15 protein-coding genes and 1 pseudogene are annotated in these 14898 nt (G+C 49.6%); 1 reads left to right on the top strand and 15 read right to left on the bottom strand.

Annotation, left to right across the window (positions count from 1 at the left end; all coding sequences use genetic code 11):
* Positions 1-1013: 1013 nt before the first annotated feature.
* The gene (locus tag ACE5LO_RS10980; RefSeq protein ID WP_375520060.1) at positions 1014-1499 is read left to right on the top strand and encodes a hypothetical protein; all 486 of its coding nucleotides are present in this window, start codon (positions 1014-1016) and stop codon (positions 1497-1499) included.
* A 156-nt stretch (positions 1500-1655) separates the two neighbouring features.
* Here ACE5LO_RS10980 and ACE5LO_RS10975 read toward each other — a convergent pair whose 3' ends face one another.
* The 15 genes and pseudogenes from ACE5LO_RS10975 to ACE5LO_RS10905 form a co-directional block, all read right to left on the bottom strand.
* Positions 1656-2975 (bottom strand): right-handed parallel beta-helix repeat-containing protein, encoded by a 1320-nt coding sequence (locus tag ACE5LO_RS10975; RefSeq protein WP_375520059.1) that lies wholly within the window; start codon positions 2973-2975, stop codon positions 1656-1658.
* A gap of 284 nt (positions 2976-3259) precedes the next feature.
* The gene (locus tag ACE5LO_RS10970; RefSeq protein WP_375520058.1) at positions 3260-5038 is read right to left on the bottom strand and encodes a DNA/RNA non-specific endonuclease; all 1779 of its coding nucleotides are present in this window, start codon (positions 5036-5038) and stop codon (positions 3260-3262) included.
* A 248-nt stretch (positions 5039-5286) separates the two neighbouring features.
* Positions 5287-5553, bottom strand: coding sequence for a hypothetical protein (locus ACE5LO_RS10965; RefSeq protein ID WP_375520057.1), 267 nt, complete (start codon positions 5551-5553; stop codon positions 5287-5289).
* A gap of 173 nt (positions 5554-5726) precedes the next feature.
* A complete protein-coding gene (locus tag ACE5LO_RS10960) occupies positions 5727-6956 on the bottom strand; it encodes an MFS transporter (protein ID WP_375520056.1) in 1230 nt (409 codons plus the stop codon).
* A 17-nt stretch (positions 6957-6973) separates the two neighbouring features.
* The gene (locus ACE5LO_RS10955; protein ID WP_375520055.1) at positions 6974-7675 is read right to left on the bottom strand and encodes a polysaccharide deacetylase family protein; all 702 of its coding nucleotides are present in this window, start codon (positions 7673-7675) and stop codon (positions 6974-6976) included.
* A gap of 42 nt (positions 7676-7717) precedes the next feature.
* Entirely contained in the window at positions 7718-8878 is a 1161-nt protein-coding gene (locus ACE5LO_RS10950) for an MGDG synthase family glycosyltransferase (RefSeq protein ID WP_375520054.1), read from the bottom strand.
* Positions 8879-8902: 24 nt separating this feature from the next.
* Positions 8903-9424, bottom strand: coding sequence for a phosphatase PAP2 family protein (locus tag ACE5LO_RS10945; protein WP_375520053.1), 522 nt, complete (start codon positions 9422-9424; stop codon positions 8903-8905).
* Positions 9402-9770 (bottom strand): annotated as a pseudogene (locus ACE5LO_RS10940) (YqaA family protein); the annotation flags it as partial. The pseudogene ACE5LO_RS10940 and the gene ACE5LO_RS10945, both read right to left, overlap by 23 nt.
* Positions 9771-9844: 74 nt before the next feature.
* On the bottom strand, positions 9845-10477 hold the full coding sequence (locus ACE5LO_RS10935) for a YkoP family protein (RefSeq protein WP_375520052.1): 633 nt from the start codon (positions 10475-10477) through the stop codon (positions 9845-9847).
* 148 nt (positions 10478-10625) lie between these two features.
* Positions 10626-11312: a hypothetical protein gene (locus ACE5LO_RS10930; protein ID WP_375520051.1), complete on the bottom strand. Its 687-nt coding sequence runs from the start codon at positions 11310-11312 to the stop codon at positions 10626-10628.
* The gene (locus ACE5LO_RS10925; RefSeq protein ID WP_375520050.1) at positions 11302-12180 is read right to left on the bottom strand and encodes an ABC transporter ATP-binding protein; all 879 of its coding nucleotides are present in this window, start codon (positions 12178-12180) and stop codon (positions 11302-11304) included. The genes ACE5LO_RS10930 and ACE5LO_RS10925 overlap by 11 nt, the downstream gene beginning before the upstream one ends.
* Before the next feature lie 7 nt (positions 12181-12187).
* Complete coding sequence (locus ACE5LO_RS10920) at positions 12188-12556, bottom strand: GntR family transcriptional regulator (RefSeq protein ID WP_375520049.1); 369 nt, start codon at positions 12554-12556, stop codon at positions 12188-12190.
* A gap of 207 nt (positions 12557-12763) precedes the next feature.
* On the bottom strand, positions 12764-13210 hold the full coding sequence (locus tag ACE5LO_RS10915) for a DUF6157 family protein (RefSeq protein WP_375520048.1): 447 nt from the start codon (positions 13208-13210) through the stop codon (positions 12764-12766).
* Positions 13211-13535: 325 nt separating this feature from the next.
* On the bottom strand, positions 13536-13670 hold the full coding sequence (locus ACE5LO_RS10910; RefSeq protein ID WP_375520047.1) for a hypothetical protein: 135 nt from the start codon (positions 13668-13670) through the stop codon (positions 13536-13538).
* On the bottom strand, positions 13667-14824 hold the full coding sequence (locus tag ACE5LO_RS10905) for a glycoside hydrolase family 88/105 protein (RefSeq protein WP_375520046.1): 1158 nt from the start codon (positions 14822-14824) through the stop codon (positions 13667-13669). Before ACE5LO_RS10905 ends, ACE5LO_RS10910 begins: the two co-directional genes overlap by 4 nt.
* Positions 14825-14898: the final 74 nt, after the last annotated feature.

Genomic DNA, 14898 nt, shown 5'->3' with positions numbered 1-14898 from the left:
CTGAGCGTACTCACTCTTGCGGTAGATAAGCCCTTTTCGAAACCAGTTTTGAATCGTTGCCTGATTTATGGCCGGACTAGCTCTATACAAATCTTGTTCAGATTTTTTGACTTGGGCGCTATGAAAAATCAAGAGTAACCTATCTAACGTGAGATCTGCGGGGTCTGCTGAACCTGTCGGATCTGCTGGACCATCAACTTTTTCATCCGAAATTACCCCGCTAAGCATGGCTGACCGTTTGTAGGTTCTGGCAGAGCTTTTCATAATGTCCAGCTCAAAATAACCGGATAGCTGCTGACCTGGCTGGAGCTCCTCTCCTGCCTTAACATAATGTTGTTTTATAAAAGAAAGTATTGGAGTTTCTTTCATTGATATCGACCATCCGCTGCTGACTTATTTTATCGCTATTGTACCATACAAATTTGCTTCATTTCCTTTGTGCCATAATCCGGCAGTTTAGATGAACTGATTTTGGGTCTAAGCTTGAGGTATAAAAAGGGGTGTGGTAAAGTAAAGATAGAAATAAGGACCGGTGGCCGCCGGTCCCCAGTACAACAGCTTGAGTGGGGTAACCCTCCAAATTGGTGCTACTTGATAAGAAGTGACCCTCACTGGTGCCAACCTAGAGTAGGGTCACTTTCGTTTATCGATGTAAGTGAGTAACGCTAGCAGGAAGATCCCGAAGGTTAAAACTTCACCGAACGAAATGTTCATACGCATCACCTCCTTTCGGAGGGTGCGCCCACTCAAGGTGTGTTGTACATCTATCATTATAGCATTAAGATACGCATAAAAGTCATATTTTCTCATAAAAAAACGCAAAAACTGTACACGAAAACAATCAATAAGGTCCTTTCCAATCGGCAAAGGTCCTTTTTTTTCTACAAGCTTAACCATTCTATTCTTTTCCTATAAAACGCATATTCCCCATCGTTCTGCAAAAGAGGTTTTTGGCAAGTTTTGCCGAATAGTTCTTTATGCCTAACAATATCATGTGGAGGGAGTCTAAAGAAGTGCAACGAAATACCAGTACGACCAGTAATCAGGCAAAAAGGGCTGCAACACCTCAAGCAAACAGAACGGCTGGAAGGCAATCCGGGGCGGCTAACTCCCAAGTACATAGAACAGCGGCGGCTCAGGACGAGAGAATGGGCAGTCCAATGAACGTATCGGGAAGTGCTGGCTCAGTGGCCTGCAGGAAATGCAAATCAACTCAGGTAGTAGCCAATAAAAAGGGCTATAGTTTTGCGAAAATGTTCATTACTCTTGGATGGATGGGGGTTCTTCCTCTACTTATAGTAGTATGTGGATCAATGCTTATTTTCTTAACAGTCCCTATGATTAACGAAGGTTTGCTATATACTGTTTATATTCTATGTGGGATTTCTATTCTTTTTTCTGTCCCCGTAAGCATCCTGGTCGGATTTATCAGCAGAAATGAAATTATAAACGGCTGCATGAACTGCGGCTTCAAGTGGGCCCCTGCCAAGAAAAAATAGAAACCTAAAGGACCTTCCCTGCAGTGAAGGTCCTTTTTCAGCATAGCCAAATATTCAATTCACCCATACAGAATAGAACCTCTCCATACCTTTTTTTATTTTTTACTGCCACAATCCTGCTCGTCCCAGACTAAGCTCATCGTTCTGCTTATCGCGTTATCGTGCTCCAATATTCGTGCCTGCGGGAGTGCCTGAGCCGATCAGGTCGCTGCCTGAAGCCAGCTTCAGGAAATTACCGAGACTAAATGAGCCATTGCTGTTACGTGTGATTTGCTGCGGGTCCATGCTTACGAAATCGGCGGCGCTTACAGTCAGACCCTTGGCGTTTGTGCTTTTTTTGTTTTTCCACCACACATTGGAGCCGTCCGTATCCGTTCCGCTGGTCTTGTCGCTGGATCCGCCGTCGAATGACAGATTGTTGGTGAAGATATGGGTGCCTTTATCGAACGCAAAGTTGCTGCCCCCGTTGTCCCAGGAGGTGTTGTTCGTCATCGTGATGCTGCCCGGATTGCTGTTATATGTGAAGCCATGCTTCTTGTTCTGGAAAGCGATGCTGTTCTTCACGATGTGGTTGACTGCGATCTTGTCCCCACCCAGTTTGAAGCCGTTGCCGTCGCTGTCTGTGGTGGAGGTGCCGTCCGAGGTTTGTCCATTATGATGAGCCACACTGTTCAGGATGGTAACTGGACCGATAGCGCCTGTCTCCGATTTGCTATACAAATCCCAGCCATCGTCCACATTGTACGCAGCCACACACCCGTTGAACACATTGCCCGGACCTACGGTCAGCTTCGCCGCGAATCCGTCGGCGTCCTCACCGTTATCCGGATCATAGTTATCATGGGAATAAGAGTTAATGATCTCGTTATACTTCGGCCATTCATCGAACCCTGCCGTGGATGCATAACGGCTAATCTGCAGGCCCGTATCGCGGTTATGGTGGGTTTCCACGTTCTCAATCCGGTTGTAGTTGCCGGCAATAAAGATGCCATTGTCTCCCGCATTTTTCACTTCAATGCCGTTTACATACCAGTAGCTGCCAAAGAGCTGTAACCCTCTGTTAGCCGAATCAAATTCTTGGGCAGAGAAATCAAAGACCGGTTTCTCACCGTTGTAGGCCACGAGGTTCTTACGTGAGCTGCTCGTACCATTGTTATCCCGTCCAATGGTCACAGTGGATGAATAAGCATAATTTCCCCCGCGAAGATAAATCGTGTTCCCCGGCTGCACAAGAGTGATCGCATTTTCCAAGGTTGTGGGGCTGGCGAGCGTGCCAGGATTTGATGCTTGACCATTAGGCGCGACATACAGATCACCTGCAGCCAGCGTTCCGGCAAAAGCTTCCTGATAAGTATCAGACGCCACGGAAGCTGCTTCGGCGGTAGGAACAGGTGCCAGGAGATAAGCGGATAAACCTAAAGACAGAACAGCCACAAAAGCGGACTTGCCAAAGCCAAACGTCTTCACATTACTCATTCGCTATTCCTCCTACAATTTTAGTTTATTGAAAAAAACAAGCAAAAAAAGATAGTTTCTATAAAACTGCTCCTGCGGCCTCCTCTCCCATAAATTTTTAAATACCGTAGGCACTTACCAGGATGTAACATCATTCTAACCAATGTTAACGTTTTCATCAAGATTTTTTTTCCAGATTTTTATTGTTTTTATGTTCTGAATTACATATAGGAAAACCATCTATCGCCGTAATTCACAGTAGACAAAGAGACCGACTTCTCCATAGAAGCGGTCTCCATATCCTTTTACAGCACAATGTCACCCGGCTCGGTAATCACCCGCTGTACCACGGCCTCCTGTCCATGCAGCGGATCATGCTGCTTCAGCTCCCCGAACCCGAGCCCGGTCAGCTCCTCGATCTGCTGGATCGGCACCTGATACGTTTTGTACTCGCCGAAGGCAAACTCCAGGTCGTCAATGAAGCTTTTTTGACTGAGCAGATAGGCGGTGGCGGACAGCCTGCCGTCCGTCTTCACCATCACAGCCACCTTCCAGAATTCCGCCGGAATCCGTACTCCACGGTATTCGATGTCATCCTCACGGAACACCGGACCGGTAAATACGCTCACCTTGAGACTATGCTCATCTGTATTCCGCAGAATGTAATCCTCCAGACCGAGCCAGATTTGCTGGTTCAGCTTCTTATGCTGCGGAGCAGCATTGGTAAAATGGAAGGTATCCTCATTCGCCTCCGCAGCACGTTCACCCCATACCGGATCGCGTCTGCGCACCAGATGTCCACGGTCGATGTCCGGATGCTCGTATACGGGAGGCCCACACTGATATTTCCGGTCCATTCGGGGATCGAACAGCCAGCGGTCATTACGGCCGATGTCTCTCAACTGGCTACCATCAATATTGACAGCTGTATAAAACGCAAGCTGCCGCGATTTGCTCATCACAACCGAGAAGTGAGTGTAGTTCAGAACTCGCCCTCCGTCTATCAGTGGAGCAGCATCCTCCTCCAGATCACCGCGCAGAGCAGGATGCGGAATCTTGTAGTTCACACCTAGAAAATCAGAATCATAACCCGTGGAATGCTCATACCACTCCAGCGCAAGCTCTTCAACCGTTTCGGCTGGCTGCCCGGAGATGTCCAAATGGTGCACCATCTGATCCACTAGCTGCCGCTGCTCCGCATTCAACTCCGCTCTCTTTTGCTCAATCTTCTGTAGAATACTGCTGATGCGCACCCCTTCATTCGCGATGAATACGGAGCTGTCATTCGGATCAGGCACTCCCGCATGGTGCAGGGCGGCTACCATCCATTGATCATTGAAGACAGGCGAACCGGACGAGCCGGCCTGCGTATCCGTGGAGTAATGGATAAAATGCTTCAGCATGTCGATCACGCGATTTTCGCGGATGGCCACCATCTTCGGCGCCCCCTGCGGATGCTGGATGATGGATACATATTCACCCTCCAGGATTTTACCGGGCTCGCTGTACAGCTCTAAATATCCGAAATCGTTCAGCGGCGTTCCGTCCGACGCCGCCTCATCCACTGCGACAAGGGTGAAATCCAGCTCCGGATCGGTCAGGAACAGCCGCTTGGGCACAAAATTGAAGCTCTTCATCTGACGTTGCTTGAAATTCAAACCCAGCTCATAGTTGAACTGTGCCACACTGTACAGCGCGTCATCCTCATGGGACAGCACATGGTTATTGGTAAGCAGCAGCGATGGAGACACCAGGAAACCTGTACCGTAACCGGTCACTCTGCCGATATGATCTCTGACTTCAATTCTGCAGACGGATTTGGCCGCCTGCAGGCCCCCCTCAAGATAAGACACCGGGAACAGGTCGTCATTGCCGATGACCCGTTCCAGCCCAAGTCCGTCCCGCGGGTCTATGGCGGCCTCCCGGACTGCAATTCTGTCCGGTGAGGCCGCCTCCACAGGGTTGCTCGCCTGCATACGCATGGCAGCCTTCTTCCGCTCTCCGCTTCTGGCCTCATACCTTTTCAAGGCGGCCTGCTGCTGCTCCTCATATGTAGATTCCTGAAGCAGCCATGGTTTCGGCATACTCGCTCCTCCTATCTTTTTATGTGTAAAATGTGCCACCCTATTAATGCATATGTATGAAAATTTGTTTTATAATCTGGGCAGCTGAAACATGAGGGCAACAAAAAAAGGCATGTGTATTTGATTTACACATACCTTTTTTAACTAAGTTTGAAACAGTTGATCCGCATGATCTGCACCCATACCTGCATTCTGCAGATTCTGCAGTAGTTGGTTCGGACTGTTTCATTATTACTTTTGCTATTTATTCACCGTTTGGCACGGCGCTTCTCCTTGGTTTCCCGCGAGGTGTACCTCTTCATGTCCACATACCTTGGCAAGATATCCTTCAGCCCGGTCTGCAGTTCCCTTTCCTCCTGGAAAAATGCCTGGACATGCCCTTCGCCGGTCCCCTCTTGTTCCGCTTCCCCAGTCTCCATGTGGCTGTCTGTCATGACGTCGCTTTCCCGGCCATCCCCGGGCTCCCCCACCTTCCAATGCTGTCCTGGTGCCATACCGGTCAGGTCCTTTTCCATAGACACGCATCCTTTCCTTGTGGTTTAGATCCCGTTTCCGCCCCTACATGGCCGGAAATAAACGGTTTAGCTTATTATAGTACGATGGACAGCAGGAAGCCAGAGCCGATCTTTTATTTCTATAGAAAAACAGTAGAGCAAGAAAAAAGCAGTCAAGGTGCTGTCACACTTGTTCAACTAACCCGATCAGGTCCGTGAACATTCTCCCTCTTGTGCTGCAAGGCCGCTCCGCCAGCCGGGACAAGCTTGTTTTGCGGCAAAATCAAATAAAAAAGTGCAAGAACCGCCAGCAAAGCAGCGCTGATGCTAATGGCAGAGGCAGTCGTATACTGGCTGGCTATCCATCCCCCGATGACCGGACCAATCATAATGCCGAGCCCTTCAATCCCGGAGAGTACTCCCCACCCGGTCCCCTTCTGATCCTCCGGAACAAGGTACGACAGCACCGCATTCCAGGCCGGAAGCACGGCTGAATAGGACAATCCCAGCATAAAGGCAAACAGCATCGTCAATGCAGGTGGCGGCATGGATACGACTAACAGAACTAATACGGCCGTAAGTGATACGAAACCGGCGATCAGCATTTGCTTGTGCCCCCATCGATCCGCCAGCTTCCCCATCGGGACAAGAAACAGCATGGCACCGGCACCGCCTAATATGAGCATTAACGAATATTGCGGCTGGCTCAGACCGAGATGGTTAGCGGCAAAACCGGGCAGTACCGGCAGCAGTAATCCCGCGGCGGTCATCTGCAGGATCATGCCTGGCAGCAGCCATTTCAGCTGAACGAGCCTTCTTCGCAGTCCTGCCGCTTGTTCGGCAAAGCTAACATTCTGGAGATGCAAGGGGGCTGTTCTGTTCATCGCGGACGATGCGATACAGCCGACGACGAGCAGCGCAGCCATCAGCTGGAAGGCAGGTTCGAAGCCATAATCGAAGGTGAGATTGATCGTGACCGGTCCCAGACCGATGCAGGCCAGCCACACGGTATATATCGCTCCCATCTGGGCCGCCCGCTCCGTCAGCCGGATTTTCTCCAGACAAATGAGCCATATAGGCGACGCCCCCATCCCAAGCATCACGGAACCGGCCACGAGCCCCCAAGCATACGGGCTAAAGAACACGACGGCTAGTCCGAACAGCATCAGGGCGAAAGTGGCGGGCAGCAGCCAGCGCAGCGAAAACCTGTCCAGCAAATATCCGGCCACACATTTAATCAGCGTATCGGCTGTATAATGAAGCGAGACGGCAAGACCGACCAAAGCAACAGTTTGCCCCAACTCGTTGACGGCAAAGTTCGGCAGGAACGAGAACAAAAAAGCGCTTCGGACAAACTCTGTGCAAAAAAGCACCGTAAACAGCGTCAGCGTAGAAAGCTTGAACGCGCTCCTCCCCCTCATCATATTCCACTCCTTCTTAGTCAAGCCATTTCATCCAGACGAACAAATTGCAAGTTGCGTCCCTGTAATTGATGCAGCACTTCCTCCAGAGCACGCAGCATAAAATATGGTGCGTGCCGGTCCGCTCCCGGCGAATCTCCGCTGTCATGCAGCAAAATAACAGATCCGTCCGTAATTCCGTTCAGCAGCGTTGCCTTCAGCTTCTTGTGGCAGCTTCTACTGCGCCAGTCCCCCGCCTTCAAGGACCAGAGTACGATGCGGTACGATTTGGGATGAAAGAAATCGAAAGCATTCATGAGCCCCCATGGCGGACGGTAGTGATCCGGTCTTTTTCCAATAATGGATTCAATAATATCTGCGGTCCTTTCCATATGATCACGCCGCACTGTCCAGGGAAGCATCAACCAATTGGAAACATGATCGTAATTGTGGATTCCAATCTGATGACCTTCACCATGTATTCTTCTGATCAAATCCGGGTGCAGCTCCGCCTGCGAGCCAAGCACGAAGAATGTGGCCTTCACTTGATACTCCTGCAATAAATCCAATAATTCCGGTGTATACTGCGGATGCGGCCCATCGTCGAACGTGAATGCCACCTGGTTCTTGGTCGTTCCTTTGCGAAAGGCCCCTAATCTGATTATTCGAGGCAAAAAACTGGGAATTAGCATATAAAGACTGATAAAACCTATGAGTCCAATCAACAAATACTTAACAAGCAACGTTGTTATCCCCCTTAGCGAAAAATAAGCTGAAGTATACTGCTACAAAGAGCAAACGCTTTTTGCTTCCTGTGTACCGCTCCGCATGCTCAGAATTCGCATAACTACTTGTCTGGCGGAATCCTGCTGTCTGCACAGCCCTGCCTTCTCCCTCATTGCTTCCAGTAGGGAAGGCTGTTGCACCAGCCGTTGCAGCTGATCCTGCAGATCGTCAATCTGACATAGGTACGCTACTCCTGCTTGAATCAAATAATCGGCATTATCCTTTTCCTGCCCCAGCCGTGGCTCCAGCAGCAGCATGGGAAGCTGAAGTGCCAGTGCCTCGGAGGTCGTCAATCCGCCCGGCTTGGTAATCAATACGTCTGCGGCCGCCATCCATTCATGGATTCCCTCCAGGAAGCCTGTCAGTATGACGTTATCCCTATCTCCCAATGCTTCATGCAGGCGGTGCAGCAGCTTCTCATTTCGTCCGCACACGATGACAAATTGCACATTAGCGGGAAAAGAGTCAGAGTGTATTTGCTCAATAAAGGATTTATCGATAATCCCGCAACCGCCGCCCATCACCAGCACGACAAAAGCGTCAGTAGCCAAGGCCAGCTTCTCACGCAGCCGGTCTTTATCGTAGGGATGACTGTAAGATGGGCGAACAGGGATGCCCGTTACAGCGATTTTGTGGTCAGCAACGCCTTTTCTCTGCAGAGCTGCACGCACGCCTGCGGAGCCAACCAGATACAGATCCGTAGACGGATGTATCCAATAGCTGTGATCGGAATGGTCGGTAATGACCGTTGCCGCAGGCAGATCCGTCATCTCTTTTTCCTTAAGCAAGGAAATGGCGGCTGATGCTGGCGGGAACGTGCTGACAATCAACGTCGGCTGTTCCTCATACAGAAGTCTGAGCAGCCGTTGCAGGCTGGTCGTGCGAAAATGCTTCAGGAAGAAAATAAGTGTACTGTCCGTCCGGGTCTTCTGATACATATATCCGTATGAGGAAGGAATATGCTTCACCCATTGCAGGAAGCAATACCGTTCAACCACATGCATGCGGGGATGGATCCATTCCATGAAGTCAACCACCTTCACCTCTAGTCCCTGTTTGTACAACGCCGATGCCTCCAAAATCGCCTTGGCTGCCTGCATATGTCCATCCCCGAGTGCGCCGGACAGAATCAGCAGCTTTTCCCGTTTCATGTTATTCATCAACCATCGCCTCCCTCGTGAAATTCAACTATTCATGAACAAAACAACCAGCACCGCCGTCAGGAATCCGACCAGCCCGCCAGCCATACAATCGATCGGATAGTGATAGCCCCAATAAATCCGAGATATGGCCACTAACAAAGCCAAACCAAGCAAAACAAGCATCATTGCCGGCGATGAGGACAACATAAAAGGTGTAATCAGGGCGAAAATAGCGGTTGTATGGCCGGATGGGAAGGAATAATCCTTCAACGGGAACTTGCCTACCTTCACCTGCGCCAGCTTGCGGAAAGGCCGCTCTCTGCGTACCGTTCTCTTGATCAGAACAGCAACGATATGGCTAACGGCCAGTGCGATCAAGCTTTGCAGCCCGATTCTGCCGAACTCCCCCTCGGCGAACCATGCCAAGGACACGGCGCAAATGATGGTAAACAAAGCTCCACCCAAATGGGTAATCCATCCGAACAATCGGTCCAGCGCCCGACTGCTCAGCCGTTGATTACACCAGAAGAACATCGTTTGATCAATTCGCCTGATCCACTGCATCCTGTTTGTCGCCTCCATTTCCTGTTTTTTCGCTCGATTGATGTTCATCCCTTATCTTCCTCCGCTCGCGCAGCCTACGTATCAAAAACCAAATTGCCGCAATCGCTACGCCAACGCCCACCAGCGTAATCGTGAGAGCTTGATGTACCATATGCTCTGCCGCGCGGCCATATATAAAGAAGAGAAAACCGACTGCATAAAACTTCACCCCCCGGCCAATGGCCGCATAGCCGAGCAGCTTCCATAACGGATAATTCATGCATCCGGATAAAATCGTAAATATTTTAAACGGGATCGGAGTGAACGATCCGATCAGAATTGCGGCCTCGCCGCAGCGGGCAAATAAGAATGCCTATCCCGCCTTTGCAACAGAGCATGATGAAAGCAACTTACTCACCACGCTCTTAGTATCTTTTGTTTTCATGAATTGGAGCTTGATTGGGGTAGACATAATTCCTCTGGAAAGGACAGCCTCTTCACCCTCATAAATCGGTTCCTCAGCGAGCTGCGGGAGTGAATCAGCATCATCGGTATCAATTGTTCCGTCTTGCGGCCAATCCGCTTCTTGCCTTCAGGATGCATGACGGATAACAATAACCGGAGATAAGCCGTTGTTATGCGCTGGAACAGGTCGGACTTCATCGGTTGTTGTTCGAAACCAAGACCATGTGTCAAACCACGATGAAGCAGCGTAATGCCGACTAACGCCTTCACCTTTCTGAACTCCGGCTGACTTGCGAACGCCTCGCTGATCTGCTGCATGGATTTCCGTGTAAGCCGGGCTGTCATGAGCGCCGCGCGATCTGAGCCTTCGGATTTGATCAACGTCAGAATCGTTTCATTATTGAGATGGAGTTCCCCAACCAGATCGCCTTTATCGATGATGGTGGAGTCCGCACAGACGATGCTCTCCCCTCGGTGTTTCTTAATCATGACTTTGCAAATTCCAAAGTGCGATGTATGCGAGCCGCGAAAGCGTGAAATCCAATCGAACCCTCTTTCCCACACCATCCAGGCCGCCTGCATTGAAGATTTGCATAAACGAAGCAACATTGATCCATCCATCCCTCATTCTTATTTTAATATGTGAATTCCTTATTTCTGTTCATTTTATGATAGACGATTTAACGAAAAGAGCATACGGGCTGAGGTACAGGTTGGAACCCCGTCTTGAGACGGAGGCCGGATACATCCTTAACTCTTAGATCGTCCGTCTCCTGGTAAACAACCAACCGCCTGCCAGAAATATACAACTGAATAAGAACGTGAGTCCAAACCCCTGAAGTAGCGAATCGTTAAAGAGCAGCGTTAGGAATCCCTCTGCCACCTTAGGCCGGAGAGAGGGGAGAGACGTCCCAATCGGTATCGCCGCAATAAGCAATGCCCAGATAATCCATCCTACGAAATGCCGCAATCCAGAAAACAGCAGATTTAACAATGACATTAGCATCATATAAGCCCCGAACTGGTAAACAAACATACCGACTAAACCGAATTGATCCCAATGAAATATCTCAAGAATGTTAAGGGTATGTTCATATTTCTGGATTATCCCAATTTCAATTTGCAACCATAATATGTTGAACAAAGAGAACACAGCAGACCATATTGTGTAAATTATCAATACCCCGACATAATACTCTTTGCGCGATGCGCCTAAATTGATAATTCTCTTGAAAAAGCTGACAGGAAGGACACTTGCCACAAAAATGAGGAATATCGTAAACAGATTAGCGACAGACACATCGTCCTCGTGCTCGCCACCAAGAGACAGGTACACAATCACACTGGCTATAACGTTTAACGCAACTATACCCGTAATGCATAATAAGTAAATTCGAAGCTGCAAAAACGAAGCCTTCAATAGTACCATCAACTTATTCATCATGTTCGCCCTCTTCTATTAAATATGCAAAAAACTTTTGCAGCGGCAGTCCGTCAATGGATATTCCCAGCTTGGTTGCCAAAGCTCTTTCCTCTTCCCCAATCTTGTCATATACCGCTGCAAGGGCACCGCTGCCGTACGACTCTTGATAAATCACGCGTTTTCCGTTCGTAAATTTCCCAATGGCCTCTTTGCTGCCTCTCATCAAATGGGAGTTAATTCGGATTTTGTCCACGTCGTCATGCAACAATATGCTTCCGGCATCCATAATAAAAATTCTCTCTACCACGCTGGCGATCTCGTCAATCAAATGTGTAGATAGAAGTATCGTTCGCGGATTCTCGGCGTAATCCTCCATCAGAATGCGGTAAAATTTCTCCCGCATGAGAACGTCAAGTCCGAGCACCGGCTCGTCAAAGATGGTAAGCGGCGCTCGGCTCGCCAAACCAATAATGATGCCGAGGAGCGACTCCATCCCTCTGGAAAGCTGCCGTATCTTTTGGTTCGGGTTTATTTTGAACGTTTTTACAAGTTTATTGGCAATGCTCCAATCCCAGTTGTTATGAAAGACGGATGCCCACTCAAGCGTTTCCATGACCTTGGCGCCTCCGAAGAAGAGGTTCTTTTCCCTTACATAACAAGTATCCGAAGACGTATCCCCCGCATATAATCGCGATCCTGCGATCTCGATTTCGCCGCTGTCGGGAAACAATCCACCGGAAATCATGTTGAGCAGCGTCGTTTTTCCCGCTCCGTTTCGGCCAAGTAATCCGTATATGGTGTTTTCCTCCAGCTTCAAATCCAAATTGTGAACAGCCTTTTTATTTCCGTAGCTTTTGTTTACGTTCGTACAAGTAAGTATGGCGGTCACAGGTCATTCAGCTCCTCTTCCCTCGTCGAATCATATCAATGATGTCTTCTGTAGTTAGTTCGAGTTTATCCGCCTCATCAAGCAACTTCATAATTAAGTCATCGTAAAATCTGCGCCGTCGTTTCCCCATAATAATCTGTTTAGCTTCAGCTGCAACAAACATGCCCAACCCCCTTTTTTTGTACAAGATCCCTTCATTCACTAATAAAGCAATGCCCTTCACCGCTGTTGCCGGATTTACATGAAAGGTGCTCGCAAATTGTGCCATAGAAATAATCTGATCGCCCTCCCGGTAGGTCCCGTTCAGAATATCATCTTCGACCATGTGAGCGATTTGTTGGAAGATTGGTTGGCTGTCATCAAAGATAACCATCATTAGCTCACCCTATCAGTATGTTAGTCATATGACATACTATAAGACCATTGAATTCACCTGTCAATACACCTTTTCAGCATAAAGCACCGTGCGGTCAATATAGTTAATTGCGATAGCCGCCCACATCAGAAGGGCAATAACCCAGCAGGCTTTTGACTTTTTGCGGACAGGTATTGACTCTGTGGCGGTTATCAGTTCATTACCTGATTATTCCCTGAGGTTACTTTTACTTGGGCGCACATTTCTCATCGCCGGAATGACTTTTATCTCTTCATGTTCCCCTGCCGCGTAGCTTCGGTACTGCTCCGACTCCACCGGCACGAGGGCCAGCTTTCCTTTGGCATTAAAATGAATGCCCCAACCGAACTTCTTCGGCAGCATGCTCGCTCTGAGACAGGCCTGTGATTTGCCGAAAAAAGCGCTGCGAATCTCCGCACCGCGCTGCTCCAGCTCTTCTTCGGGAATCTCCTTGTGCCTGACATACACCTGATACAGCAGCTCCTCCTGTGTATAGAAATAAGGCTGCCCAGCGGCCAGCTCGTATTCGATGCCTGCCTTGGTCGGCTTGCCTGCTTTTTCCGGGGGGATTACGCTTTTTGTGGCAGAGCAATCCGGTGAAACAGCGATAAACGTGTTGTAATAGTTCAGGTTCATGCGGGTAGTCTCCTTTTTAGCTGGATAACTTCATTCCTCTCTCTTGCTCCTATTATAGCCACAAATAGCTACAAATCTGCTCTATTGAACGAGAAAGCGGCTTTCTCCGTGAAGGAAAAAACCGCTTCTTTATATGATCGTTCCCACAGTGAACCGGACTCAGGAGACTCTATTTCTATTGAATCAGTTCTTTTACAATATGCAGCGGACCGAGGGGACTCTATTGATATAAAAATGCATGATTTCGATGGATTTTTCGATGAATAGAGGCTATACGGTCCGGAAGCCATGCTTTCAGCCGCTTTAGTAAGGAAATAGTGGCTTTTCAGTCCACTTCCCGCCACATGTAATTCCACCAGGAGGCAGGATATTTCAACAGTAGCCCATGACGGTTCGTCCGCTGTGCAGCCTGTGCGATCTGTGCTGCTTGAGCAATTTGAGCAGCGGCCACTCCACTCACCCCGCCTGCCCCGAAGTATTCAGCCTTTCCATGTTCAGCCTCTCCATCTCAATGCTGGCGAGCAGGAACGGCGCTACACCCATCTGCGCGTCGCTGACCACCTGCTCGCTGATATAGTACTCATACGAGCCATCCCGGTACTTCCTGCCGCCAAGTCCGGCTCCGTGACAGATGCGGTGCAGGTGAACACCCGCTTCATCCTCGCTGGCAAATTGCTGCAGGATGCCGGCATAGGCCCGTTCCACCACACTGCGGTCCAGCTCTGCCAAATATTTCAGCCGCAGCCCTTTGGCCAGGGCGTAGGTCAGCATGCAAGAGGCGGAAGCCTCCAGATAATTACCTTGCCGTCCGTTGCAGTCCATCACCTGGTACCACACGCCACTTTCCTGATCCTGCACTCGGGCCAGCGCATAGGCCATCCGCTCAAAAATACCCATGATCTGCCCACGCTGTGGATGATCCACCGGGAAATGTTCCAAGGCATCGACCACCGCCATGGCATACCAGCCCATGGCCCGCCCCCAGACGTGGAAGGAGCGGCCGGTGGTTTTGTCGCACCAGCGCTGCTCACAGCTTTCATCCCAGGCATGATGCAGCAGTCCGTTCTGCGGATTGCGGGTTTTCTGTTCAATGAGCAGAATCTGGCGCGCCGCCTCGTCAAAACCGGATGGATCATCGAACGTTTTCGCATATTCGGCCAGAAACGGGGAAGCCATGTAAATGCCGTCCAGCCACATCTGGAATGGGTAAATTTTTTTGTGCCAGAAGCCGCCTTCACTTGTGCGCGGCTGCCCTTTGAGCTGGGTATGCAGCAGACGGATAGCCTGTTCGTACTTCGCTTCACCAGTCCGCGCCCAGAGTGGGAACAGGTTTTTACCTTCATTGATCATATCCAGGTTATAGTCTTCCAGCGTATACGTGGGGATGGTGCCATCGGCTGCAATCAGCCCGTCAATATGCCGCTTGACCATTTCCGAATATTTTGGGTCCCCGCTCCATTCCGATGTTCGCTCTAAGGCCAGCAGCGTCATTCCGGCTACATATCCCCATTTGTTGGCAATCTTCGGGTGGCTGCCGTCAATACATTCGGAAAGAAGTGTATCCGCGATTTTTACGGACCACGGACTGGTATTCGTTTCGGACGTAACCGTCATGCCTTCATCCTCCCTCAATAAATTAGTGTTTACTTCGTTTTTCTCCCTATTGCGCATATTTTCGCCTTTGAGCT

The organism is Paenibacillus medicaginis, from assembly GCF_042138635.1.
Taxonomy (GTDB): Bacteria; Bacillota; Bacilli; order Paenibacillales; family Paenibacillaceae; genus Paenibacillus; species Paenibacillus medicaginis.
The sequence above is the reverse complement of the archived record's forward strand: the minus strand, read 5'-3'. Positions and strand labels throughout refer to the sequence as shown.